Genomic DNA, 21,616 nt, shown 5'->3' with positions numbered 1-21,616 from the left:
CACACAATCGGTACAACAATGTGGCCGGGCCCCGGGGCGGGGCCCGGAACCCCCCCCACCCCCCCCCCCGGGCCCCGGGCCCCCCCCGGGTGGGGGGGGCGGCCGCGGGCCCCGGGGCCGTCGTCCCCGTTGTCCGTCGTCCCCGTTGTCCGTCGTCCCCGTCTCGTCGGCGCTCCCGATGCGCGGTCACGATGCCACGTTCGGTCGTCAGTGCCCGGGTTTCGCCGAGTGGATTCCCGGTTCGAGTCCGGCGTCCGTGTCCGGGGCCGGCGGGCCGGTGTCGTGCCGCCACCACGCGAAGGCGCCGGAGGTGGCGGCCAGGACGGCGATGCCCAGGATCCAGCCGCCGACCACATCGGAGAGGTAGTGAGTGCCCAGGGCCACACGGGTGCACCCGACCCCGAACGCCGAGACGACTGTCGCGCACCACACCACCGGGCGGGACCGACGGGGAAGGACGGGCAGCAGGATCAGCAACAGCACGCCCGCGCCGACGGTCGCGGTCAACGTATGCCCGGAGGGAAACGATCCGCCCGGGGCGCTCGTGACGGCGTCCTCGGGGCGGGCACGCGCGATCACCACCTTGGTCAGGCCGCTGAGCGCCGCCGCGATCACCATCGCCGTGACCGCCCACAGGACGAGCCGGCGGGCACCGCGCCGCCACAACCACACGCAGAGCACAAGCACCAGAATTCGAAAGACGAAAGGGTCCCAGACCCAGTCGCTGAGCGTGTGCGCCAGTCGGCGCCAACGCGGTCGCGCCGACATCCACGCCTCCATCGTCCGAGCGATGTCGACGTCCAACGCCTGCAATGGCGACCAGGAGTTGCGCACCAGCAGCGCCAAGAGCGTGAAAGGCACAACCCCGACCAGGAAGGCGCCCGCGACCAGGACCAACCTGAGGCCGAATCGTGAATCGGACCGAGACAGGCCATCCCGGGACGGGTCGTGGGTGCTCACCGTCGACGCCTTCCCCGGAAGCCCGAGTCGACACGGGCGCGCCACCACCTCCCACGCCGTCCGCGCAGACGCCGAGTCCCGTGCCCACCCCGGACAGGCGGGTCCATGTCCGCTTGTCCACGCGGGCGTTCGGGGTGCGCCGTTCGCGACCGCACAGGGGCGCGGCCGTGTCGGGCGAGGTCGATAGGTTTGGCGGCATGAGTCTTTCGCTGTCTTTGTTCATTGCGGACCCCGCGGCCGTGCGTGCGGTGGTGGGGTCGGGGGACGTACGCGTGCGCCGGGCCATCGGCGGACGCTTCAAGCAGGAGATGGCCCGGGACGACGACTATTTCTCGAGCGAGATCGCGGCCGGCGCGCCGACGCTGTACGAGGCGCTGACCGCGGTGGTGGACGGCGGGCCGTTCGCGGACGGGCACGCGTTCCAGTACGGCTACGCGTACCGGATGATCTGCGCCTTCCACGGGCGGCGGATCTACAGCAACAACTTCTCGCCGTTCCGGTTCGGGTGGCTCGAGCGCGTCGACGAAGGGCTCGCGTCGCTCGGCGTGGACGCCGTTCGGGTCTCGGAGTTCGGCTACGGACTTCCCTCGCCGCTCCCGTACACCGACCTTCCGGGGCACGGAGTCTGGTCGCCGGCGGACTGCGCCAAGGCCCTGGAACAGTACGCCGCCGCCACCGGCGAGCAACTGGCCGCACTCGACGGGGAGGTGCGCGAGGCCATCGAGGACTGCGCGGAATGGCTGAACGCGGCACGGGCGAGCGAGGGCCGCGGAGTCCTGGGATTCATGTCCTGAGAGCGCTCGCGAGACCGCCCGAACTCCCTTACGGACAACCTGCGATGCCGTCGTTCACGAACTCGTCGGGGAGATCGCGCTCGACTCCGCTCCGTGTCCGGGGACGGGAAGTGGCGCCGGGCCGGCCGTCTGCCGCGCCCGAGGGAGGACCCGGACGCGGCGGAAGTGCCGCTGCTCGGTGCGGGAACCCGGCCGGCCGTCGGTGGACACGCGCCGCGGCGAAGTGGTTCACCCGTTCGGGTGGGTGCGGGTCGCCGCGGGCGGGGCAGGCGTGGGGCGCGGGCGGTTCCTCCCCTTCGGGGGCTCCGGGGGATCGCCGGCGGTGGGTGGGCGTCTCCTCCCGACCGAGGGGGAGGAGACGCCCGACCGGGATGCCCGGTCCGAGGCCCCGCGTCGCCCGCCCCGTGAATGGGGCCGGCGGGCGTCGGGGCGGCGGCGTGGGGAAGGGTCAGTGCCTCGGTCGGCGGCTTCCCGCTTGGTGCCTCGCGGAGGCGACCAGGTGGGAGAGGATGCCCGTCGCGCCCACGCTCGCGAGTCCGACCATGGTCACGCCCACCATGTACAGTCCGCTCGAGTCGTCCGACCAGTCGAGATAGGCGGCGAGGGTCAGGCCCGTGGTGGTGCCGATCGTCGCCGCCGCGACATGGCCGCGGGAGGCCGCCCGGCAGACCGCCGCGAACAGGGTCAGTACGAGCCCGACCACCTGCCAGGCCTGGTAGGGGCCGGTCGTCGAACCGTCGGGATGCACGTCGCGGTGCTGATCCCAGCCCAGCCATGCGGCCCATGCCGCCGCCGCGATCGCGGCCAGGACCGGGGTCGCCAGGAACGTGGGCACTGCTTTTCGTGGTCCTTCGTCCATGGCGCCAGTTTTCCGGTCTACGCGAGCACCCGGCAGAGTACGGATACTCAGATCCGGTCGGGCGACCCGGTCCGGGAGGGGGCGGCCCCGGTCACACGGTCCTGCGTCCGCTGATTCGTGTCACGTGGTGCCCGGCGGCGATGACGACGAACGGGTGTCCGATTCCGGCGGGCTCGGTGTCCAGGCGCAGGAAGCCCTCGGTGTCGGGCTCCAGGACGGGGCCGTTGTCGATGACCGCGCTCCACGTACGCGCGAGGGTCTCGCCGTTGATCGGCCAGTCGAACAGGTCGAGGGTGACCTCGACATCCCCGAGGTCGGGGAGGATGAGGTAGCCGCGCGCCGACATGATCTCCACCATTCGAGTGTGCGTCGAACCGCCCGGTCCCGCCGGCGGCGGACCCGGCCGCGTGTGCGGTTCGGGTGCCTCGCCTACAAGGACGGCGACGGTGGCCCGTTGCGGTGTCCGCTCGCACGCGTGGTGTGCGGGGCGGGCGCGGCGAGGTCGGGATCGGCGAAGGGCCCGCCGACGGACGATCCGTTTCTCATCCGGCTCACAGACGGCTCTCATGCTGCGTTCCTACGCTGCCGATGACCGAGAGTGACTCGGAAGGAGTCGACGGACCATGAGCCATGACCACCACGAAGGTCAACGCGTCAGTCGGCGCACCGCGCTGGCGGGCATCGGCAGCATCGGCCTGGGCGCGCTCCTCAGCGCCTGCTCGGGAGCAAAGAACGGCGGCAGCGCCCAGGCCACCACGACGACGGGCGCCACTGCCACGGTCTCGCCCCAGGCCGGCAGCACCCAGGACATCGCGAAACTGTTCGAGGGGGCGGGCACCTGCGCTCTGACCCCGCAGACCACCCAGGGCCCGTACTACTTCGACGCCGACAAGATCCGCAGCGACATCCGCGAGGACCGCGCGGGCGCCCGGCTGCGGCTGGCCGTCCGGGTCCAGGACAGTGAGACGTGCCAAGCGATCCCGAACGCGGTGGTGGAGATCTGGCACTGCGACGCGGCCGGTCTCTACTCCGGGGCCGAAAGCCTCTCCGGCGGGGGCGGGGGCGGTCCCAGCGGCGGGAGCGGCGGTCCGGGTGGTGGCCCGCCCCCGTCCGGAGCGCCCGGCGGCGCACCCCCCTCGGGAGCGCCGGGCGGGGGCGCAGGCGGTGGCGGTGCACAGGGGGACCTCACGCCGCAGGACGACAAGCGCTACCTGCGCGGCGCTCAGGTGACCGACAACCAGGGGATTGTGCAGTTCACCACCATCTGGCCCGGCTGGTACCGGGGCCGTACCGTCCACGTCCACGCCATGGTGCACGTCGACAACGCACGCACACTCACCACCCAGCTGATGATGGACGAGGCGCTCAACAGTGCCGTCTTCGCCGAACAGCCGTATGCCAAGCACACCGGCCGGGACACGTTCAACGATGGCGACAACATCTACAAGCCCACCATGCTCCTCAAGGTCGTCCAGGACGGCGACGGCTATCTGGGCGTGATCACCCTCGCCGCGGATCCCGACAAGGACGGCAAGTAGGTCCGGCGTCCGGGGCCCGCCGTCGGGCGTCACCGCCGTTCCCGCAGTCGACGGCGGACGATTTCGTGATCGGGGCGACAGGGCTCGGCCGACGCCACGGCACGCCGCCTTCGGCCCCTGCGGCGGGCCCGTTCACCGTCCTCGACGCCGAACGCCGCCTCGCGCAGCGGCATCGGCGGCATCGAACGACGCGCCCGGCGGCCGGGAGCCCGCACGGCCGAGGCGGGGTGGGGCGGGCGGGTCCGGGGCTCTGGTGGCAGGCGATGGTCGGGTGGCGTGAGAATGGAACGTCACGAAGGATTCCGTGGCTCGGGGAGGCAGGGCGGGCCGAGGATGCGGGCGTCGCGTGCCGTCGAAGCGGACGAGGGGATCCCCCCTGACCTCGCGGCGGTGCTGTTGGACGCGGACGGCAACGTCCTCATGTGCAGCCCGTCCGCGCGGAGACAGTTGGGTGATCCGTTGCCGCCGGCCGCTGCCGCGGCGCTGCGCGCGGTGCCCGGGCGCGGGCCGGGCGCGCGGGTGACGATCCCGGGCGCCCTGGGGCCGGTGCACGCTCGTTCCCTGACGACGCCGCTCTCCGACCACGGCCCGGACAGGTCGAACCTCGTCCCCAGCGCCCGACTGGTCCTGCTGCTGCCGGTTCGGCGCGCCGCCGGCGATGCGCGGGACCCGGAGGCTCGGGCCCGCGAACACCACGAGTTGGCGCACACGGCGGCGGTCGACATCGGCGCGAGTCTGGACCTGGACGCGGCGGCCCGGGCGTTCGTCGACGTGCTGGTGCCGGACTTCGCGGACCTGGCCTCCGTGGATCTGACCGAGCCCGTCCTGCACGGGGACGAGCCCCGCCCGACCGGTGAAAATCAGCTCGCCCTGCTGCGGGTCGCGGTCGCCGCCCGGCCGGGCACCCGCTGGCCCGCCCCGATGCTGGGCGTCGGCGACCGACTGCCGCAGTTTCCGGAAAGCCCGATGCTCGGTCCGCTCGCCGAGGGCGTCCCGGTCCGCGCCACCGACATGGCACAACTGCGCGCGTCCCTCAACCTGGATCCGGAGACGCTGGACACGATCATTCCGGCGGTGGCGTCCTCGTCCATGGTCGCCACGCTGCTGGTCCGCGGGCTGATCCTGGGCGGTATCACCGTCTGGCGCACCGGCGACCGACCCGCCTTCGACGACCGCGACGCGACCCTGCTCGCGGAGATCGCCTCGCGCGCCGCGCTCAGCGTGGACAACGCGCGCCGCTACACGCGCGAGCACCGCACCGCCGTGGCCCTGCAGCGATCGTTGCTGCCCCGGCTGGTCAACCGCACCGCGGCCGCGGAAACCGCCGGCACCTACCGTCCCGCCGAGGGCGACGCGGGGGTGGGCGGCGACTGGTTCGACGTGATCCCGCTGTCCTCGATGCGCACCGCGTTCGTGGTCGGGGACGTCGTCGGCCACGGGCTGGGCGCAACCGCCGCGATGGGGCGCCTGCGTACCGCCGTGCAGACCCTCGCCGACCTGGATCTGGAGCCCGACGAGCTGATCGGACACCTGGACGACCTGGTGCTCAGCTACTGGCCCGAGCACGATCCCGACGACGCGACCGCGGAACTCGCCGCACTCGGCGCCACGTTCCAGTACGCGGTCTACGATCCGATCGGCCGTACCCTCGCCATCGCCAGTGCCGGACACCCGCCGCCGCTGGTGATGCGCCCAGGCATGGACCCGCGGTTCGCCGAGGTGCCGCCGGGGCCTCCGCTCGGCGTCGGTGGACTGCCGTTCGAGGCCGTCGAGATCGAGCTGCCGCCCGACTCGCTGCTCGCCTTCTACACCGACGGGCTCGTCGAGCGACGGGACACCGACCCCTCCGCGAGTCTGGACGAATTCGCGGCGGTCGCGGCCGAGAACCGGGACCGGCCGCTGGAGGCCATCGGCGCCGCCGTGCTGGCCCGCCTCGATCCGCGGCGTGACGACGACGTCGCGTTGCTGCTCGCGCGTACTCGCGGCGTCCCCGACGACGCGGTGGCCCGCTGGGAACTGCCGGCCGACCTCGCCCAGGTCTCCCGCGCCCGGGAGTTGGTCACGAGCAAGCTCGCGGACTGGGGCCTCGGGGAACTCGCGTACACCTGCGAACTCGTCGTCAGCGAGTTGGTCACCAACGCCATCCGGTACGCGGGCGGGCCCGTCGGTGTGCGGCTCATCCACGACGGCATGCTGGTGTGCGAGGTCTCCGACCCCAGCAACACCCAACCCCGGCTGCGCCGAGCCCGCGACACCGACGAGGGCGGGCGCGGCCTGTTCCTCGTCGCCCAGCTCACCGCCCGCTGGGGCAGCCGCTACCACCGCACCGGCAAGACCATCTGGACCGAACTACCGACCACCCCCGCGCCGCCGACCGCCGCGCCGTCCGAGGACGACCTCCTGGCCGCCTTCGGCGACAGGTGAACCGGGCGCGATCGCGGGGGACGACTCCGAGCAGCCCCCGCATCGGGTCGGGGACTCGACAGCGTGACTCGGCCGAGGTGGGTTCCCCCTCGGGGCTGTTCCGGCGAGCCGCCCTGCGTGGGGAAGCGTGTGGTGCGTCGGTGGAGGGTGCGGACGGGCGCTCAGCGGGTGGGTCTGGTGAGCGGACGGGCGGCCGGTCCCGGTCGTGCCGTCACATCACGATGCGTCAGATGCGGGTGCCCCTCGGCGCATTCGACGACGACGCGGACCGGCGCTCCGCAGTCGCGGTGCCCTACGTCGAGCATCGGCCCCGCCGGATCGGCCCAGTGCTTCTCGCCGAACTCCTTGAGGGCCAGCAGCACCGGCCACAGGTCCCAGCCCTTGGCGGTGACCCGGTACTCGTTGCGCGTGCGCGCTCCGGGCTCGCGGTAGGGCCGGGTCGCGAGCACACCACCGGCGACCAGTTTGCGCAGTCGGTCGGTGAGCACGGCCTCCGACAAGCCGACGTGGCGTCGGAAGTCGTCGAACCTGCGCACACCGTTGACGGCGTCCCGCAGGATCAACAGCGACCACTTCTCTCCCACCAGGTCGAGCGTGCGCCGGACCGGGCACTGCGCGGGGTCGATGTCCAGCCACTCCAGGTCCATGGGAGTAGTGTGACACCTGACTTCGGAAACCGCAGTCAGTCGGTGCCGGCCGCGGCGCCGGTCACGGCACAGGACAGCCCGTCGCGCCACGGCACGGCCGGGAAGGAAACGGAGGACGGGCATGGGCAGGTCGCGGACGTATACGCGGGACGACCCGGCGATCACGGCAGGCGCCGCCGCCTCCATGGCCGGCCTCGATTTCCTCAAGGCGATGATCGCCGGCAGGTATCCGGGGCCGCCGATAGCCGCCACCCTCGACTTCACCCTCGATGAGGTCGAGCACGGGCGCGCGGTGTTCTCCATGACGCCGGGCGAGGAGCACTACAACCCGATCGGGAGCGTGCACGGCGGCGTGTACGCGACCCTGCTGGACTCGGCGGCCGGTTGCGCGGTGCACACGACGCTGCCCGCGGGCATGGCGTACACCTCGCTCGACCTGTCCACGAAGTTCCTGCGTCCGATCACCTTCGACACCGGCCGGATTCGCGCCGTGGGCCGGGTGCGCAGCCAAGGCCGGCGCACCGCGCTCGCGGAGGCCGAGCTGTTGGACGCGAACGACCGTCTCCTCGCGCACGCGACGAGTAGCTGCATGATCTTCCCGATCCCGGGGGCGTGACCGCGCGGGCAGCGCGGGCCGACGGGGAGGTGCCGAGCCCTCGGTCCCGGCACTGTGATCCGACCGATATCGGAGGAAGCCTCGTCGCCTTCGCCCGGCGCTCCGCAGGCCCGGGAGGGTGGGGCCGCAGGGACCCGCCTCCCGGATTGGTGGACGTGACGGTCGGCCGGTTGCCGTCGCCGGTCGGCGCCCCGGGTGTGCCCTGCGAGCGGGGTGGGTCGCGCTGCATAGGATTCGGCGGTGTTCGCCTACGCCTTTGCCGCGCTGTTCTTTGTGCTCTTCCTCGTCGGAGTCCTGAGGGACCGCCGCCGGTTCGGCAACGCCGTGTATCTCGGCCTGGCCCTCGTCGCCCTCATCGTCGGGCTGATCGGTGAATTGAGCCGGATACCACGGCCGCTCGTGGCGGTGCTGACCGTGCTCCTCCTGCTCGCTCCGGCCGTGGGTGTGCTCGTGCTCGCCGGCGCGCTGGTGTCCAACGGCGTGACGATGGTGCGCCGGGAGGGCATCCGTCCCGCCAACCTGCTCTCGCTGTTGACGGGGCTGGCCATCGTCGCCGTGATCGCACTTCTCGTGACGGCCACGGTCACCCGCTCGCGTACGCTGATCGTGGTCTCGGGCACCGTCGTTCTGGTGGTCGGCTACGTGTCCTTCCTGCTTCTGTGCTTCGTCGGATACGCCTTCCTCTACGAGCGATTGCGGGTGCGCCGCTCGGTCGACTTCGTGGTCGTACTCGGCTCCGGCCTCGTCGGCGGCGAGAAGGTGCCACCCCTGCTGGCCAGTCGGCTCGATCGCGCGCGAACCCTCTTCGAGGCCCAAGTCGCACGCGGGAACCAGCCCGTGCTCATCACGTCGGGCGGCCGGGGCCCCGACGAGGACCTACCGGAGTCACACGCGATGGCCGACTACCTGGTCGCAGGCGGGTTCCCCGCGGAACGCATCGTGCGCGAGGACCGTTCGCGGAACACCGAGGAGAACCTGCTTTTCAGCAAGGCGATCATGACGGCCGCCGACCCCGGTTACCGGTGCGTCATCGTCACCAACAACTTCCACGCCTTCCGCGCCGCCCTGCTCGCGCGCCGCACCGGGGTGCGCGGCCAAGTGGTCGGCGCGCCGACGGCTTCGTACTTCCGCCCCAGCGCGACGATCCGCGAGTTCGTCGCGGTGTTCCTGACCTACAAGGTCGTCAACCTCGGCGTGTGCCTGCTCATCGCCGTATCCGGAGTGGCCGCCTGGCTGTGGCGCTGAAAGCCGCCGCGCGACGCGGGCCCGGGTTTGACGGCCCGCGCCGGTGATCCCGCACCGATCCCCGGCCGGATGCGGCTCGGCCGGTCAGACCACGCCGAACGCGCGGGCCAGGTTCAGACTGTCCTCGTAGGTGACGTAGCGAGTGATCAGGCCGTTTTGCACCGTGAAGCGGAAGGCGAACGGGGAGACGAACAGGTCGCCGGTGGTCACGACCACCTGTCGCATGTAGCCGAGGGCGACCGCGTCCTCGCCGTCCACGACGACCTGGTGGATGGCGAACTCCTCGGCCTTGAGGTGCCGGGGAAGGATGTCGAAGAAGTCGGCGACCTCGGCCCGCGTGGTGCGGCGACCGATCCATGGCACCTCCTCGGCGCCGTAGACGTCCCAGTCGACCTCCTCGGCGAACAACTCCGGCATCCGCGCGAAGTCACCGGCCCCGGCGCGACGGAAGAACTCCTCGACGACTGCCCTGGTCTCGCTCATGGCCCAACCTTCCTTCGAAAAGGCACGTGCCGAAGTAGGCACCTGCCACAACAGGGTTCGTGCCGCACGAGCACGTGCCGACACCATATTGGATCGCTCAGTACAAAACAAACACCACGTACACCGATGCGGGTGAGCGACAGATTCCCCGGCTCGCGCGGCTGCGGCCGGCCCCGGCGGGCGGGCCCGTCGCAGGGAGCGAGTCGGTCGCCCTCAGGAGGAGGACGAGTGGGCCTGCATGCGGACTCGCCTGCCGCGGAGCAGCCGGAAATCGCCAACTCTGCTTCGAAGGCAGGCAGTTGGAGCAAGCCGATTTGACTGTGCTGAACCTGCGTGATTGTGTCCGTGAGCGTGAGCAGTCACGAAATCCTCGTTGGGCGCATCCACCTGGACCTTCTCAGGTACGCCGGGTGTCTGTGTCGCGCTTCGCGCTGACCTGAGCCCCGGCCCTTTTCGCGCGCCCCACTTGCCGACGCGCGCACTTCGCATCTCGCCGCGGTCCATCGCCTGGACCGAACGATCCGCAACGAGGATTCGCCTCGCCGCGAAGTGCAAGCGACGTGCCCTCACGCACCTCCTGACGCCGTCCGGCCGACCCGGTATCCGGGCCGCCCTTCGGTGCGACGAGACGTCCGCCCACGCCCGACCCCGACACGCGACGCGTGTGCGTGGGCGGAAGGGTGGAGGGCATGCGGCAGCAACAGCGCGCAGCACCCCTTTCGAGGACGTTGCATGCGTACAGACTCCGTTGCCTCCGACAACTTCACGCCCCGATCGTCCGGACTTCCCGGACTACCCGGACCCGACGTCGACGGGTTGGGCTCGCAGACCTCGGCCGCCGTGGCCGCCGCGGCTCCATCGCATCCGTCGACGCGATCGTCCCTGGACTTCGTGCTCACCGCGGTGAGAGACCGGGAACTTGTCTCCACCCTGCGGTTGGACCCCGAGCAACGCACCTGGTCGCGGCTCCCTGTGCCGGGCGGTGGCGAGGCGTGGTTGATCGGATGGCCACCGGGTTCCTCGACCGGCTTTCACGACCACGGCGGGGCACGGGGCGCGTTCGCGGTGGCGCGTGGTGAACTCACCGAGCAGGTCCTGCGGGTACGGAGCCTGCCCATCGTTGTGGGAGGCGCGGTCGAGTTGGAGCCCCGGCAACCGGAAGCGCGGCTTCTGCGCGCGGGCCGAGGGCGGGCCTTCGGCGCATCGCACGTGCACGACGTACGCAACCGTTCCGATGTCGAACACGCGATCTCGGTCCACGTGTACAGTCCCGCGCTTCCCTCGATGCGCCACTATCTGCGGGTCGGCAACCGGCTCACCCTGACCACCATCGAGAACGCGACGGACTGGTGACGACGGTGGCGGGCAGGCCCGGATCGGGCGCGGGCGCGGAGGATCGGCCTCGGCGTTCCCGGCCCTGGTGTCGTTTTCTCGTATCCGCTACGCGCTGTCGCCGTAGCCACAGCTGTCGTCGCTTCGACCCGTAGCCGCCTTCCTTGTCGACTTCCGCCCGCTCGACACGACGCGCTCGCCGCCTCCCTCGCGGTCGAGGGGCCTTCGTGCCGGCGTGCGGGCGAAGCCATCGTGCACCGACTTCCCGTGCTGCCGCGCGTCCGGGCGCCGTCAGCCGCTTCACCGATCGGATCACTCCGCAATGAGCGCTACCACCACCAGACGTGGCCCCTCGCCGCACACCGAGATGATCATGCTGGCCGCGCTGCCGGCAGCCGCCCTGCTGGTCTGCTGCTGGCTCTGGTCGGCGGCATTCGTCATCACGTGGGCGGACGGCACCCGGCCGCGTCCCGCCGCCTTCCCCCCGAGGTTCGTCCTCGAGTGGCTCGCCGGCACCTACTCATGGCCCGGCGTACCGGCGACGCTCGTCGCCGTGGGGGAGTTGGGCCTGCTGGGCGCGGGTGCGACCGCCCTGATCCGCGCTCGGGCCGACCGGCCGAGGGTCGATCGCGCCGCGCGGTACCTGGCGCGAGCCGGCGACCTGCGACACACGACGGGACGTGCCGCCCGCGCGAGGGCGCTGCGCATGGGCGTGGCCCGCGATGCCGGCCCCGGCCTGCTCGTGGGACGTACGGTGCGCGGCAACCGGGAACTGTGGGGATCGTGGGAGGACATGCACGTCGACATCTGGGGACCGCGCACGGGCAAGACCGCCACCAGGGCGATCCCCGCCGTCGTCGCCGCGCCCGGGAGCGTGGTCGTCACCTCGAACAAGCGCGACATCCTGGATGCGACCCGGGGCGTACGGGCCCGCGGTGGCCCGGTCTGGGTGTTCGACCCGCAAGGACAGGCCGGGGAACCGGCGTCATGGTGGTGGAACCCCCTGACCTTCATCGGCGACAACGTGGTGAAGGCGGTCGTCCTCGCCTCCATCTTCGCGAGCGTCAATCGGGGCTCGCACGTCCGCAGCGACGGCTACTTCGAACCCGCCGGACAGGATCTCTTCGGCCACCTCATGCTCGCCGCCTCGATCGACGACCGGCCCATCACCGACGTGTACGGGTGGCTGACCCGCCCCAACGACGACACGCCCAGCCGGATCCTGCGCCACCACGGCCACCACACGGTGGCGAACGCCGTCGAAAGTGTCCATCAGGCTCCATCCGCGCAACGCGCGGGCGTGTACGGCACGGCTCTGCAAATGGCGTCGTTCCTGTCCGCGGCCGAGGTCACCCAATGGGTGACGCCGAACGAGGACGCCTCACGCCCACAGTTCTCGCACAACGCCTTCGCGTCGACCGTGGGCGGCACCATCTACCTGCTGTCCGAGGAAACGAACAAGATGGCCGCCCCACTGGTCCTGGCGCTGACCACGGCGATCGCCTACGCGTCGGAGGGCGTGGCGATCGAGAGTCCCGGCGGCCGACTGCCGGTGCCCGCGGTGTTCGTCCTGGACGAGGCGGCGAACGTCTGCCCCTGGAAGGAACTCCCCACCATGTACAGCCACTACGGGTCGCGTGGCATCCTGATGATGACGATCCTCCAGTCCTGGGCACAGGGCGTGGCGGTCTGGGGTGAGCACGGCATGGCCAAGCTGTGGGGCGCGGCGAACGTCCGGGTCTACGGCGGCGGCGTCGCCGATACCCGCCTCCTCGGCGAACTCTCCGCCGCGGCGGGCATGTTCGAGCCGGCCACCACCAGTACGTCGAGTACGTCCCCGGCTCTGTGGACCCAGTCGACCACCCGGGCATCCCGCCCGGAATCGGTACTCGACATCGCCGACCTCGCCGCGCTGCCGCGCGGTCGCGCGCTCGTGCTGATGAGTGGCACCCCTCCGGTCCTGGTCAAGACCGTGCCCTGGTGGGAGGGCCCACGCGCGAACGCCATCCGCGCCTCGCTCGCCCGCCACGCCCCAAGGGGGTGACCGGTCTTCACCGCCCGGCCACCGGTGCGACCGGCGGCCGGGCCACGTGGGGCGTTGTTCGAGGAATCGTCAGCCGCGCACGTACAGCGCAGAACGGCCGGCGTACCGGGCCTGGGAGCCGAGTTCCTCCTCGATCCGGATCAGCTGGTTGTACTTGGCCGTGCGGTCCGAACGCGACAGCGAACCGGTTTTGATCTGGCCGCAGCCGGTGGCCACGGCGAGGTCGGCGATCGTGGTGTCCTCGGTCTCGCCGGAACGGTGCGACATCACCACCGTGTAGCCGGCCTTGTGCGCGGCGTCGACGGTGGTCAGCGTCTCGGTGAGGGAGCCGATCTGGTTGACCTTGACCAGGATGGAGTTGGCCACCCCGTCACGGATGCCGTCGCGGAGCCGGTCGACGTTGGTGCAGAAGACATCGTCACCGGTGAGCTGGCACTTGCTGCCCAGCACGTCCATGAGCAGCTTCCAGCCCTTGAGGTCGTCCTCCGCCATCGGGTCCTCGATCGAGGCGATCGGGTAGCGGGAGACCAGACCGGCGAGGTACTCGGCGTGTTCCTCGATGGAGCGCTTGACGCCCTCCCCGGCATAGTCGTAGACGTTGTCCCGGAAGAACTCCGAAGAGGCCGGGTCCATCACCAGCGTGATGTCATCCCCGGGCGTGTAGCCGGACTTCTCGATGGCGTCCACGACGAACTGCAGCGCCTCGTCCGCGGTGCTCAGCGAGGGGGCGAAGCCGCCTTCGTCGCCCACCCCGGTGCTGTGACCGGCGTCGGACAGGGACTTGCGCAGGGTGTGGAAGACCTCGGAGCCCATCCGCACCGCGTCGAAGAAGTTCTCCGCGCCGATCGGGGCGATCATGAACTCCTGGAAGTCCAGCGCGTTGTTGGCGTGCGCGCCACCGTTGATGATGTTCATCATCGGCACCGGCAGCAGCCGTGCGCCGGCGCCTCCGACATAGCGGTACAGCGGCAGCCGATGCGCGGCGGCGGCGGCCTTCACGGTCGCCAACGACGCACCGAGGATCGCGTTGGCTCCGAACCTGCCCTTGTTGGGCGTGCCGTCGAGGGCGATCATGGCCTCGTCGACCAAGGCCTGGTCCTCGGCCTCGAGCCCGACGAGTGCTTCGGCGATGGCACCGTTGACCGCGTCGACGGCTTGGCGTACACCCTTGCCGTGGAACCGGGCCTCGTCGCCGTCGCGGAGTTCGACGGCTTCGTTCGCGCCGGTGGAGGCACCGGAGGGAACAGCCGCACGGCCCAGCGAACCGTCCTCCAGCAGGACGTCGACCTCCACCGTGGGGTTGCCCCTGCTGTCGATGACTTCGCGTCCCACGACACGGCCAATCGCAGTCATGTTCTCTCCCACTGTCGTCGGCTGCGCGCCCGTCGGTCCGGGTGACGTGATGCCGGTGGTCCAACGGCTTCATCGCCGTGCCTCGCCGGCCACCCTATCCAGGCCGGTGAACGGAGCTCACGCAGCGGTCGGGGCAGGTGCTTTCGGACAGTCGGGACAGCCGAATTCCCGTGCGTTCTTCGATGATGGCGATCGCTCATCGGCAGCTCCGCACCCCTCGGGCAGACCACGCTCGCGCCCGGCGCTGTGGAACGCGTACCCCACGCAATACATTTCCGCGACGGGCCCGGACGCGGCGCCCCCGACCTCCTCGGGTGGAGAGCCGTCGGCGTCCGCCGCGATGAAGACGTCGGTTACGCCTGCCACCCGGAGATGGGGTCGCTTCGGGTGTTCCGCGCTCGCTGCTCCGGGGCGAGTCGAGGGGTGTGGGAAGCGTGTTCCGTTGAACCGGGCAGGACGGGCGCCGGCGACGCACGATGTGGACTGGTGACCGGCCAAAATCCCACGACCGGGATCATCGCGGGGTTCCGGGGGAGCGTGCCGCCGAGGCGGTCGCGGACCCAGGCGGTGGTGACCCGTGCGTCGCGGCCGTACTCCATGGCCGGTGCCACGCAGGCCTGGATCTTTCGGGCGGCCTCGTCGAGGGTGTGTTCAAGACTCGACCGATCACGTTCGGCGGCCTCTCGCACGGCCTTGATCACGTTGGGGATGAGCACCGTCGACTGCGTCGCGGAGACCGCCGCCATGGCGGCGGGAAGGTCGTGCTCGATCCCGGACGTTCTGCCGGCATCCAGCCGACGGGCCCAGCCGACGGCCAGATCGGCGACCTCGTCCCTCGTGCAGTCGAGCTTGACCGCGGCACACGCGAGGTCCTGTACCGGGTCGCCTTCGGTCACGAACTGCAGGTCCAGCAGGCAGACCGGCCTGCTCGGCATCCGACCGTCTCGCGGCACCGGCCGCACCAGCATGTTGTCGTAGTGCAGGTCGTTGTGCAGGATGCCGGGGGTACGCGGGGTGAACGCGGCGGCTCGATCGCCCAGGTCGTCCAGGAGGGCGTCGTCGATTCCGAAGGTGGCCGTCCCACGCAGTTGTTCCTCGCTGAAGCGACTGCGGCGCACGGTTCGCGCGCGGTCGATCATGGCCACGGTCGAGTCCACGTTCTGGTGGCGTCGTACCTCTCGCGGGATCCGTATCGTCGTGAAGTCGGTCAACGCCTGGGGCAGTCCCTGGAGGAGCAGTCGACGAACGACGGTGCCGGACGGGTCGCGGTCCCTCCGCGGGTGTGTCCCGAACTCGAAGCTGGTCACGATCAGCTTCTCGTCCTCGTGGTGGAACAACCGAGGGGTGAGTCCCGGTCGTTGCCCGTTGGCGATACGCAGTGCCTGCGGCGTCGTCACGATCGGTTCCGCCTGCAGGACGGGATGTGTGGGGCGGTAGTTCTCGCTGGTCCGTTGCCCGACCACATAGCCCTTCGTGGTCAGCGCCACGACCCCGGTGCTGAAGGCCCCGCGGACGGGGGGCCTGCCCGAAAGCGGGAAATTTCCCAGCCCCGCACTCTCGTACGCGTCGGTGAGCACCTCCGCGTACGAAGTGGGAAGGCCTTCGCCATACGGGAAATCGGCAGGCGAGTCGTTGACCGCCATGCCCAGCAGGTGGCGGACGACGTCGATCTCCGGCGGCGAAAGGCCGTCTTCGGGTGCGGCCGGTGCCGGTCTCACCACTGCCCCCCTCGCCGGGTCCGGAACCGCCGTGCCCGGCTGCGACCACAGCCACGGCCGGTCGTGCTCGCCGTGCCGGCGCTCACCCGGTGGCCCTCGCGCCACGGCCGGGGCGTCGGCCGCCCGAGGCCCCTGGCACGACTTGCCGCGAACACCCGCATGACCCCGTTCACCCTCCGGACTTGGGAACCGGCTCTCACGAGACGAGAGAAACCGGAGGAACTGTGACATGGATGAGGCGACGGGGAGAAGTGACCGAACGGGCGACTCCCCGTGCGGAGACGCGCCCGGACAACCTCTGCGAACACCTCGAGCCGGTGCGCATCCGGGCGCCCGGGCCTGGATCGACATCACCGGCACCGACGAGAGATTCACTCGAACGAGAGCGTCACATCCGTTCGAGAGAACGGCGCTCGGTGCGCCACGCCACCACCGCGGACCCACCCCCGACCGCATGCGGCCGTGCTCGCGCGACTTTGCGCGAAGGGTCCTCCGGGACACGGCATTCGGCGCTGTGCGTCGCCGGCCGGGCTTGCACGGTCCGGACCGTGTCTCGCCGTGAATGTCGTCGGGCGGAGACTTCGGGAGGTCGAGCCGTTGTGCGCAGGACCATTGCGTACTTTTGTCGACCATGAAAGATGACACGACGGTGCCGGAGCCACGAGCGTTCGGCGAGCGGCGGTGGTGGCTGCCATCCGCGGTGGTGGACCAGCTCGATCCCGACAGGAGCGGGCACGGTCGATCCCGCCGCACGGCCCGCGACTGGATCGTCGACACCTGCGGTTTCCTGGTGGCCGTCGGTATCGGCCTCGCCGCCGTCGACGCTCTGCAGGAGTCGGATCTGCCACGCGGCCTCGTGGTCGCCGACCTGGCACTGGGTGTTCTGGCCTGTGGCGCGGTCTGGTTTCGCCGCCGGTGGCCGTTGGGACTGGCCGTCGCCATGATCCCGGTCGGTCTTGTCTCCACCGCCGCGGGCGGCGCCGCCCTCATCGCGCTGTTCACCCTCACGGTGCACCGTCCCTTCCGGTACGTGGCGTGGGTGGGCGGTCTGCAACTCGCGCTGGTCCCGGTGTTCTACCGGCTGCGCCCGGATCCCGATCTGTCGTACCTCGGCGTCGTGGTGTTCGCCGTGCTGTTGACTCTGTCGGTCATCGGCTGGGGCATGTTTGTACGCGCCAAGCGGCAACTCATGCTCAGCCTGCGGGACCGGGCCCGCCGCGCCGAGGCGGAGGCGCGGTTGCGGGCCGAGCAGGCGCAGCGCCTTGCCCGCGAGGCCATCGCCCGCGAGATGCACGACGTCCTCGCGCACCGGCTGACCCTGTTGAGCGTGCACGCCGGCGCGCTGGAGTTCCGGCCGGACGCGCCACGCGAGCAGGTCGCGCGCGCGGCCGGGGTCATCCGGGAGAGCGCCCACGAGGCCCTGCAGGATCTCAGGGAGATCATCGGTGTGCTGCGCACGGGCGATGCCGACGACCCCGGCGGCCGGCCCCAGCCGACGCTCGCCGCGCTGGACGGTCTGGTCGCCGAGTCGCGCGAGGCCGGCATGAGGATCACTCTGACCCACGAGGTCACCGACGCGGCGACCGTACCCGCCTCCGTCGGCCGCACCGCCTACCGCATCGCCCAGGAGGCACTGACCAACGCCCGCAAGCACGCCCCCGGAGCCGAGACCACGGTCACGGTCGCGGGCGCACCCGGCGAGGGCCTGACCGTGTGCGTGCGAAACCCGGCGCCGCCGGGCGAGGTGCCGCACGTGCCGGGCTCCGGTCAGGGCCTGATCGGCTTGACCGAACGCGCCACCCTGGCCGGCGGAACCCTCGCCTGCGGCCCCACCCCGGACGGCGGTTTCGAGGTACGCGCCCACCTGCCGTGGGGCTGAGCGTGGTGTCACCGTCCACGCCCGCCTGTCGCGGAACCGGCGGGGCGAGCCGCCGCGGGTCGCGATGAGTTCGTGTCGGTGCGCGGGTCCACGTTTCGAAAGCACGGGACACCACGAGGATTTGAGGAGCCACCTGGGCGGTGGACGTACCCGTCCGACCCTGCGCCAGACCGGCGTCCCCGAGCAATTCCGCGGCGAGGGTGCCCACTTGGGCTTCGACTCCATTCGACTCCAGTTGGAACCCGCCGGCACGACACCTGGCGGCCTGACGAGGCGGGCGATCGCCGAACCACAGGTGCACGGACACCGAGGGTCGTTCCCTCGCCCGATCGATCGTCCGTGTGACGCCGAGAACGGCTCCGCTCGGGTGGGTTGCCGTGGTCGGGGCCGTACCCCGGAAGGTCTGGACCTTGGTTGGTCTAGACCTTTCCGGTGTTGCGTCCGTAGTATGCGGGTGGCATCGCACCATCTCCGACACGAGCCGACGAGCAGGCGGATCGCGTCCAGGCAAAAGGAGTTGGCACGTGAGACAACGCATCGGGTTGCTCGTCGCCGTCGTTGCGGCGGTTCTGTTCCCCATCTGCGCCGCGACCTCCGCGAGCGCCGGCGGCGAGTTCCATGTGAGTGGCGTCTACACCACGTATGCCGAATGCAACGCGGCCGGCCAGGCGGGCATTCAACTCTGGGGCCCGAACTTCTTCTGCACGTCGGGTTCCCAGGGCTGGTTCTACCTCTACACGCACTGATCCTCCCGCGCCGGTTCCTTCCCGCGCCGGGTTCCTCCCGCTCCTTCGGTGGCCGCCGAAGGAGCGGGACGGCGGGCCCTTCGAGGCGCGACGAACGCAGGCGAAATCCCCGACCCTCCCGGGGATCGGATGTCGGCCGGCCTCGGGACGGCAGCGGCTACGCGTACACGTCGTAGTGCCGGTCGCCGGTAAAAGCGTGGGTAGGTTCGGTATTTGCATCCAGCAGCGGTTCTCCCGCGTCTTCGAAGGACAAGGCGAACTCGTCGACCACCTGCTGGTCGGCCACGCGTTGCGGCCGGCATGCCGGCCGGTCCGGCTCCATGCGGTCTCGCCGTGCCTGATCACTGCCCGTTCGCCGATGGCTGAGGACCGTTTCCCGCCTCGAACACAGGGCGAACGTTGCCTGATACGGCGCTACCCCTGGCCCTGGGTCAGCACCAGTTGCTGCACGGGGCGTACCGCTCGGCCGAAGTGGGCGCAGCGCGCCTCGAAACCGGGAGGGAGCCAGGTGCCGCCGAGGAGCCGGGGGTGTGCCGGGAACGCCGCCAGGGCTGCCAGGGCGAACATCAGCGACGCCCACGGGGTGGTGACGCGCACGCACATGTAGCCCTTGCCGTACATGTCGTGGTAGCGGGCCTCGAAGACGCCGGGCTCGGGCAGGTCGATCTGGTCGAGACCGGTGAAGCCGAGGCTCAGCGGATTGCGGGGATGAGCGAGATACGCCGACAGTTGGGTGATGGTCAGTTCGCCGCCGCCGTCGTGCACCCAACGTGGGACGGTGTCCTGCTGCGCACGCTTGCGGCGCGCCGCGTTGCCCAGGGCGTTCAGGGCCAGCGCGCCCACCACGAACCCCGGCTTGCCGATTGCGGCCACGCCGGTGCTGCGGTAACTGCCATTGCCCACCGCGCGCAGTCTGAACTGATCCCCCGGCCCGGTCGCGAGTACGCGTTCCCCCGCCTCGATCCGGGCCGTGCTCGCTACGAGCGGGCGGCGGTGCGCCTGGCCGGTGACGACATCGGCCACGATGTCGCAGGTGTACCAGAGGTATTCGTCATTCTGCGTCCACCCGTCGGCCGGTTGGGAGTCCATCCGGTTCCACCCTTGTTCTTTGCCCGGCGAGCCCCGTGCTACGCCGCACCTTCGAGTCTAAGCGTGCCCTCCGGGAGCCGGCCGGCATGTCGTTGTGACCGAGGTCGACGGCAGGTGCCCGGCCGGGCTCTTCGGCCGGGGCGTCGCGAGCGTCCGGTTTCCGCGCAGGGGACGCGCACCGAACCCCGAGCGGCGATCCCGAGTGCGGTCGTGGACGGGCCGGCGCGTACGCGACTCGGCGACCTCTCGCTGAGACCGCTCGGTATTTCCGGTTCGCCGGTCGGCCGCCAGGGTCCCCATGCCTGTGCGGCGGTGTGCACAGGTGTCTTGCCCACGCGCGACCCGGGCTACTGCTCTCGGGTGCAGTTCTCCAGGTACGGGTCGTCTCGCCAGAGGCAGATCTTGACGGTGACGGCACGGTTGTTGATGACGGTCGGAACAGCCGGAGTACGCACGTAGTCGCGTTCCTCCGTGGGAAGCGCCTTGCGGCACTCGTGCCACGCGGTTTCGCCGTCGAGCCGCCACAACAGGCGTACGCCGCCGGAGTGCGGGTCGTGGTCGTCGGACCCGGCCCTGCCCCAGTAGTACTTGCGGCCCTGGTGACTCAGGTAGCGGGCCGAGCCGTTCATGGTGTCGAAGTCCAGAGTGGGCAGGACCATCGTGGCCTGGCTGTCGACGAAGATCGTCGCGGGGGATTCGATGATGCCGGCGTCGACGACACCGTCGCGGCAACTGAGCACGGTCGGCGCCGACTCGGAAACCGGGTCGATGTGCTGTGTGGCCATGGGCCGCGCGTCGGCGGAATCCGACGGCCGCGCGTCCGAGTCTCCCGAGGTCGCCCACCACGTGATCCCCGCGGATGCCGCCGCGACGGCGGCCAACGCGGCGACAGCGGTGAGTCGGGGCGGTTGACGTCGCCTCGACGCGGTGGTCGGAGAGCCTTCGGACGATGCTGCCGGCGACGTGGCCGACCCACCGTCCGGCGATGTACCCGGGGATCCGTCCGGCGAGGCACCCGGCGATCCGCCCGAAGCAGTGTCCGGTGCCTCGGCGCCGCCTGCGCCCGGCTCGGTGACCGCGTCCGCCGTCGCACCCGCGAGCGGGCGTTCCGGCGGGCTGCCGACCGGGTCGAGCGGGCGGGCCTTGGCCGCGATCTCCGCCCTCCTGCGGAGCGCGTCGGCCTGCCGGGCCGCCGCTGTGTAGGTCCGGGCCTGGGCGTCACCGAACTCCTGTCCGGCGATGTGATGGCAGGCGCGGGCGACGGCGAGCACCAGGTCGACGTTGGCGACGCGGCCGGGCCTGCCCTTCAGGGCCTGGTCGATCGGGTTGTGGTCCGGACCGTCCGTCGGTGACACCGCCAGGTCGTACAGGCGTAACTCGATGACGACCGCCGCGATATGACGCAGCGACCCGGGACGTCGGGGCTTGGCGCTGCCCTTGCGCGGCTCGGGGACCGCGCCGTGCGCGACGGCGCGATTCTGGGCCTCCCGCAGCAGACGGGCGACGTGCTGTTCCGCCGCCACGGCCGCGGCGTGGGCGGACCGTTCGTCGTCGGCGTTCGTACCGCTCGTGTCCCCGGCGACGTCCGCGTCCGCGGAACTGCCCGTACCGGTGGTGTCGCTCATGCTCGAGTCCCCGTCCCATCGCGTAGGCGAGCACCGATTCTGCCGCAGCTATGCGCCTCATCTGTTTCGATCCGTCGCGGAAGACACATCGCGCCAGGTCACAGACACGTCATGGGCGCGATGAACGGTCTCTCCATCACTCGATCGTGGAAAGCTCCACATCGGTGGGGACTGCGGACGGGGCGTCGCGGCGTGCGGCGCCACTCCCACTTCCTCCTCTCACTGTCGTGCCGGTCCTGTGCCGACACCTGTTCTGTTCGCGTG

At 70.9% G+C, this 21,616-nt stretch carries 20 protein-coding genes; 10 read left to right on the top strand and 10 right to left on the bottom strand.

The features are described from left to right. Positions 1–207: 207 nt before the first annotated feature. Positions 208–960 carry a phosphatase PAP2 family protein gene (locus ACIBSV_RS07545; protein WP_395860247.1) on the bottom strand — a complete coding sequence of 251 codons (753 nt, stop codon included), beginning with the start codon at positions 958–960 and terminating at the stop codon, positions 208–210. 197 nt (positions 961–1,157) lie between these two features. On the opposite strand from ACIBSV_RS07545, the gene ACIBSV_RS07540 reads away from it, so the two are divergent. Further along, positions 1,158–1,754 (top strand): hypothetical protein, encoded by a 597-nt coding sequence (locus tag ACIBSV_RS07540; protein WP_395860245.1) that lies wholly within the window; start codon positions 1,158–1,160, stop codon positions 1,752–1,754. A 448-nt stretch (positions 1,755–2,202) separates the two neighbouring features. On the opposite strand, the gene ACIBSV_RS07535 is transcribed toward ACIBSV_RS07540, so the two are convergent. Both ACIBSV_RS07535 and ACIBSV_RS07530 read right to left on the bottom strand, forming a co-directional pair. Continuing rightward, positions 2,203–2,613, bottom strand: a complete 411-nt coding sequence (locus ACIBSV_RS07535) for a hypothetical protein (protein ID WP_395860243.1) — start codon at positions 2,611–2,613, stop codon at positions 2,203–2,205. A 91-nt stretch (positions 2,614–2,704) separates the two neighbouring features. Continuing rightward, entirely contained in the window at positions 2,705–2,968 is a 264-nt protein-coding gene (locus ACIBSV_RS07530) for a hypothetical protein (RefSeq protein ID WP_395860241.1), read from the bottom strand. A 268-nt stretch (positions 2,969–3,236) separates the two neighbouring features. Between ACIBSV_RS07530 and ACIBSV_RS07525 the strand changes: the two genes are divergently transcribed. Next, positions 3,237–4,151, top strand: coding sequence for a protocatechuate dioxygenase (locus ACIBSV_RS07525; RefSeq protein WP_395860239.1), 915 nt, complete (start codon positions 3,237–3,239; stop codon positions 4,149–4,151). A 333-nt stretch (positions 4,152–4,484) separates the two neighbouring features. Next, positions 4,485–6,575: a SpoIIE family protein phosphatase gene (locus tag ACIBSV_RS07520; protein WP_395860237.1), complete on the top strand. Its 2,091-nt coding sequence runs from the start codon at positions 4,485–4,487 to the stop codon at positions 6,573–6,575. Between the two features lie 161 nt (positions 6,576–6,736). Here ACIBSV_RS07520 and ACIBSV_RS07515 read toward each other — a convergent pair whose 3' ends face one another. Next, a complete protein-coding gene (locus ACIBSV_RS07515) occupies positions 6,737–7,216 on the bottom strand; it encodes a winged helix-turn-helix transcriptional regulator (protein ID WP_395860957.1) in 480 nt (159 codons plus the stop codon). Positions 7,217–7,343: 127 nt separating this feature from the next. Here ACIBSV_RS07515 and ACIBSV_RS07510 point away from each other — a divergent pair, with 127 nt between their 5' ends. Both ACIBSV_RS07510 and ACIBSV_RS07505 read left to right on the top strand, forming a co-directional pair. After that, a complete protein-coding gene (locus ACIBSV_RS07510) occupies positions 7,344–7,838 on the top strand; it encodes a PaaI family thioesterase (RefSeq protein WP_395860235.1) in 495 nt (164 codons plus the stop codon). A gap of 240 nt (positions 7,839–8,078) precedes the next feature. Beyond that, positions 8,079–9,083 carry a YdcF family protein gene (locus ACIBSV_RS07505; RefSeq protein ID WP_395860233.1) on the top strand — a complete coding sequence of 335 codons (1,005 nt, stop codon included), beginning with the start codon at positions 8,079–8,081 and terminating at the stop codon, positions 9,081–9,083. Positions 9,084–9,167: 84 nt separating this feature from the next. Here ACIBSV_RS07505 and ACIBSV_RS07500 read toward each other — a convergent pair whose 3' ends face one another. Continuing rightward, complete coding sequence (locus tag ACIBSV_RS07500) at positions 9,168–9,566, bottom strand: nuclear transport factor 2 family protein (protein WP_395860231.1); 399 nt, start codon at positions 9,564–9,566, stop codon at positions 9,168–9,170. Positions 9,567–9,899: 333 nt separating this feature from the next. Between ACIBSV_RS07500 and ACIBSV_RS07495 the strand changes: the two genes are divergently transcribed. The 3 genes from ACIBSV_RS07495 (at position 9,900) to ACIBSV_RS07485 (ending at position 12,942) form a co-directional block, all read left to right on the top strand. Continuing rightward, complete coding sequence (locus ACIBSV_RS07495) at positions 9,900–10,001, top strand: putative leader peptide (protein WP_395860229.1); 102 nt, start codon at positions 9,900–9,902, stop codon at positions 9,999–10,001. A gap of 297 nt (positions 10,002–10,298) precedes the next feature. Next, a complete protein-coding gene (locus tag ACIBSV_RS07490; RefSeq protein WP_395860227.1) occupies positions 10,299–10,919 on the top strand; it encodes a cysteine dioxygenase in 621 nt (206 codons plus the stop codon). Positions 10,920–11,220: 301 nt separating this feature from the next. Next, positions 11,221–12,942 carry a type IV secretory system conjugative DNA transfer family protein gene (locus ACIBSV_RS07485; protein WP_395860225.1) on the top strand — a complete coding sequence of 574 codons (1,722 nt, stop codon included), beginning with the start codon at positions 11,221–11,223 and terminating at the stop codon, positions 12,940–12,942. Between the two features lie 69 nt (positions 12,943–13,011). Here the strand turns inward: ACIBSV_RS07485 and eno are convergent, their stop codons facing one another. Together eno and ACIBSV_RS07475 are read right to left on the bottom strand one after the other, a co-directional pair. After that, positions 13,012–14,295, bottom strand: coding sequence for a phosphopyruvate hydratase (gene eno / locus ACIBSV_RS07480; protein WP_395860223.1), 1,284 nt, complete (start codon positions 14,293–14,295; stop codon positions 13,012–13,014). A gap of 353 nt (positions 14,296–14,648) precedes the next feature. Further along, positions 14,649–16,013, bottom strand: coding sequence for a phosphotransferase (locus ACIBSV_RS07475; protein WP_395860221.1), 1,365 nt, complete (start codon positions 16,011–16,013; stop codon positions 14,649–14,651). A gap of 631 nt (positions 16,014–16,644) precedes the next feature. On the opposite strand from ACIBSV_RS07475, the gene ACIBSV_RS07470 reads away from it, so the two are divergent. Continuing rightward, positions 16,645–17,892 carry a sensor histidine kinase gene (locus ACIBSV_RS07470; protein WP_395860219.1) on the top strand — a complete coding sequence of 416 codons (1,248 nt, stop codon included), beginning with the start codon at positions 16,645–16,647 and terminating at the stop codon, positions 17,890–17,892. A gap of 524 nt (positions 17,893–18,416) precedes the next feature. Continuing rightward, on the top strand, positions 18,417–18,638 hold the full coding sequence (locus ACIBSV_RS07465) for a hypothetical protein (RefSeq protein ID WP_395860217.1): 222 nt from the start codon (positions 18,417–18,419) through the stop codon (positions 18,636–18,638). Between the two features lie 157 nt (positions 18,639–18,795). On the opposite strand, the gene ACIBSV_RS07460 is transcribed toward ACIBSV_RS07465, so the two are convergent. The 3 genes from ACIBSV_RS07460 to ACIBSV_RS07450 form a co-directional block, all read right to left on the bottom strand. Further along, a complete protein-coding gene (locus tag ACIBSV_RS07460; RefSeq protein ID WP_395860215.1) occupies positions 18,796–18,960 on the bottom strand; it encodes a hypothetical protein in 165 nt (54 codons plus the stop codon). Between the two features lie 92 nt (positions 18,961–19,052). Beyond that, a complete protein-coding gene (locus ACIBSV_RS07455; protein WP_395860213.1) occupies positions 19,053–19,727 on the bottom strand; it encodes a hypothetical protein in 675 nt (224 codons plus the stop codon). Positions 19,728–20,074: 347 nt separating this feature from the next. Then, the gene (locus tag ACIBSV_RS07450; RefSeq protein WP_395860211.1) at positions 20,075–21,352 is read right to left on the bottom strand and encodes a hypothetical protein; all 1,278 of its coding nucleotides are present in this window, start codon (positions 21,350–21,352) and stop codon (positions 20,075–20,077) included. Between the last annotated feature and the right edge of the window lie 264 nt (positions 21,353–21,616).

It is taken from the genome of Embleya sp. NPDC050154, from assembly GCF_044460165.1.
Classification (GTDB): domain Bacteria; phylum Actinomycetota; class Actinomycetes; order Streptomycetales; family Streptomycetaceae; genus Embleya.
The sequence above is the reverse complement of the archived record's forward strand: the minus strand, read 5'-3'. Positions and strand labels throughout refer to the sequence as shown.

What these genes read in the sequence shown, in the direction of transcription:
- ACIBSV_RS07485 (WP_395860225.1), top strand. Translation starts at nt 11,221, where the DNA reads ATGAGCGCTACCACCACCAGACGTGGCCCCTCGCCGCACACCGAGATG.
- ACIBSV_RS07470 (WP_395860219.1), top strand. Translation starts at nt 16,645, where the DNA reads ATGAAAGATGACACGACGGTGCCGGAGCCACGAGCGTTCGGCGAGCGG.
- ACIBSV_RS07460 (WP_395860215.1), bottom strand. Translation starts at nt 18,960, where the DNA reads ATGGAGCCGGACCGGCCGGCATGCCGGCCGCAACGCGTGGCCGACCAG.
- ACIBSV_RS07510 (WP_395860235.1), top strand. Translation starts at nt 7,344, where the DNA reads ATGGGCAGGTCGCGGACGTATACGCGGGACGACCCGGCGATCACGGCA.
- eno (WP_395860223.1), bottom strand. Translation starts at nt 14,295, where the DNA reads ATGACTGCGATTGGCCGTGTCGTGGGACGCGAAGTCATCGACAGCAGG.
- ACIBSV_RS07450 (WP_395860211.1), bottom strand. Translation starts at nt 21,352, where the DNA reads ATGAGCGACACCACCGGTACGGGCAGTTCCGCGGACGCGGACGTCGCC.
- ACIBSV_RS07535 (WP_395860243.1), bottom strand. Translation starts at nt 2,613, where the DNA reads ATGGACGAAGGACCACGAAAAGCAGTGCCCACGTTCCTGGCGACCCCG.
- ACIBSV_RS07455 (WP_395860213.1), bottom strand. Translation starts at nt 19,727, where the DNA reads ATGGACTCCCAACCGGCCGACGGGTGGACGCAGAATGACGAATACCTC.
- ACIBSV_RS07525 (WP_395860239.1), top strand. Translation starts at nt 3,237, where the DNA reads ATGAGCCATGACCACCACGAAGGTCAACGCGTCAGTCGGCGCACCGCG.
- ACIBSV_RS07490 (WP_395860227.1), top strand. Translation starts at nt 10,299, where the DNA reads ATGCGTACAGACTCCGTTGCCTCCGACAACTTCACGCCCCGATCGTCC.
- ACIBSV_RS07500 (WP_395860231.1), bottom strand. Translation starts at nt 9,566, where the DNA reads ATGAGCGAGACCAGGGCAGTCGTCGAGGAGTTCTTCCGTCGCGCCGGG.
- ACIBSV_RS07540 (WP_395860245.1), top strand. Translation starts at nt 1,158, where the DNA reads ATGAGTCTTTCGCTGTCTTTGTTCATTGCGGACCCCGCGGCCGTGCGT.
- ACIBSV_RS07520 (WP_395860237.1), top strand. Translation starts at nt 4,485, where the DNA reads ATGCGGGCGTCGCGTGCCGTCGAAGCGGACGAGGGGATCCCCCCTGAC.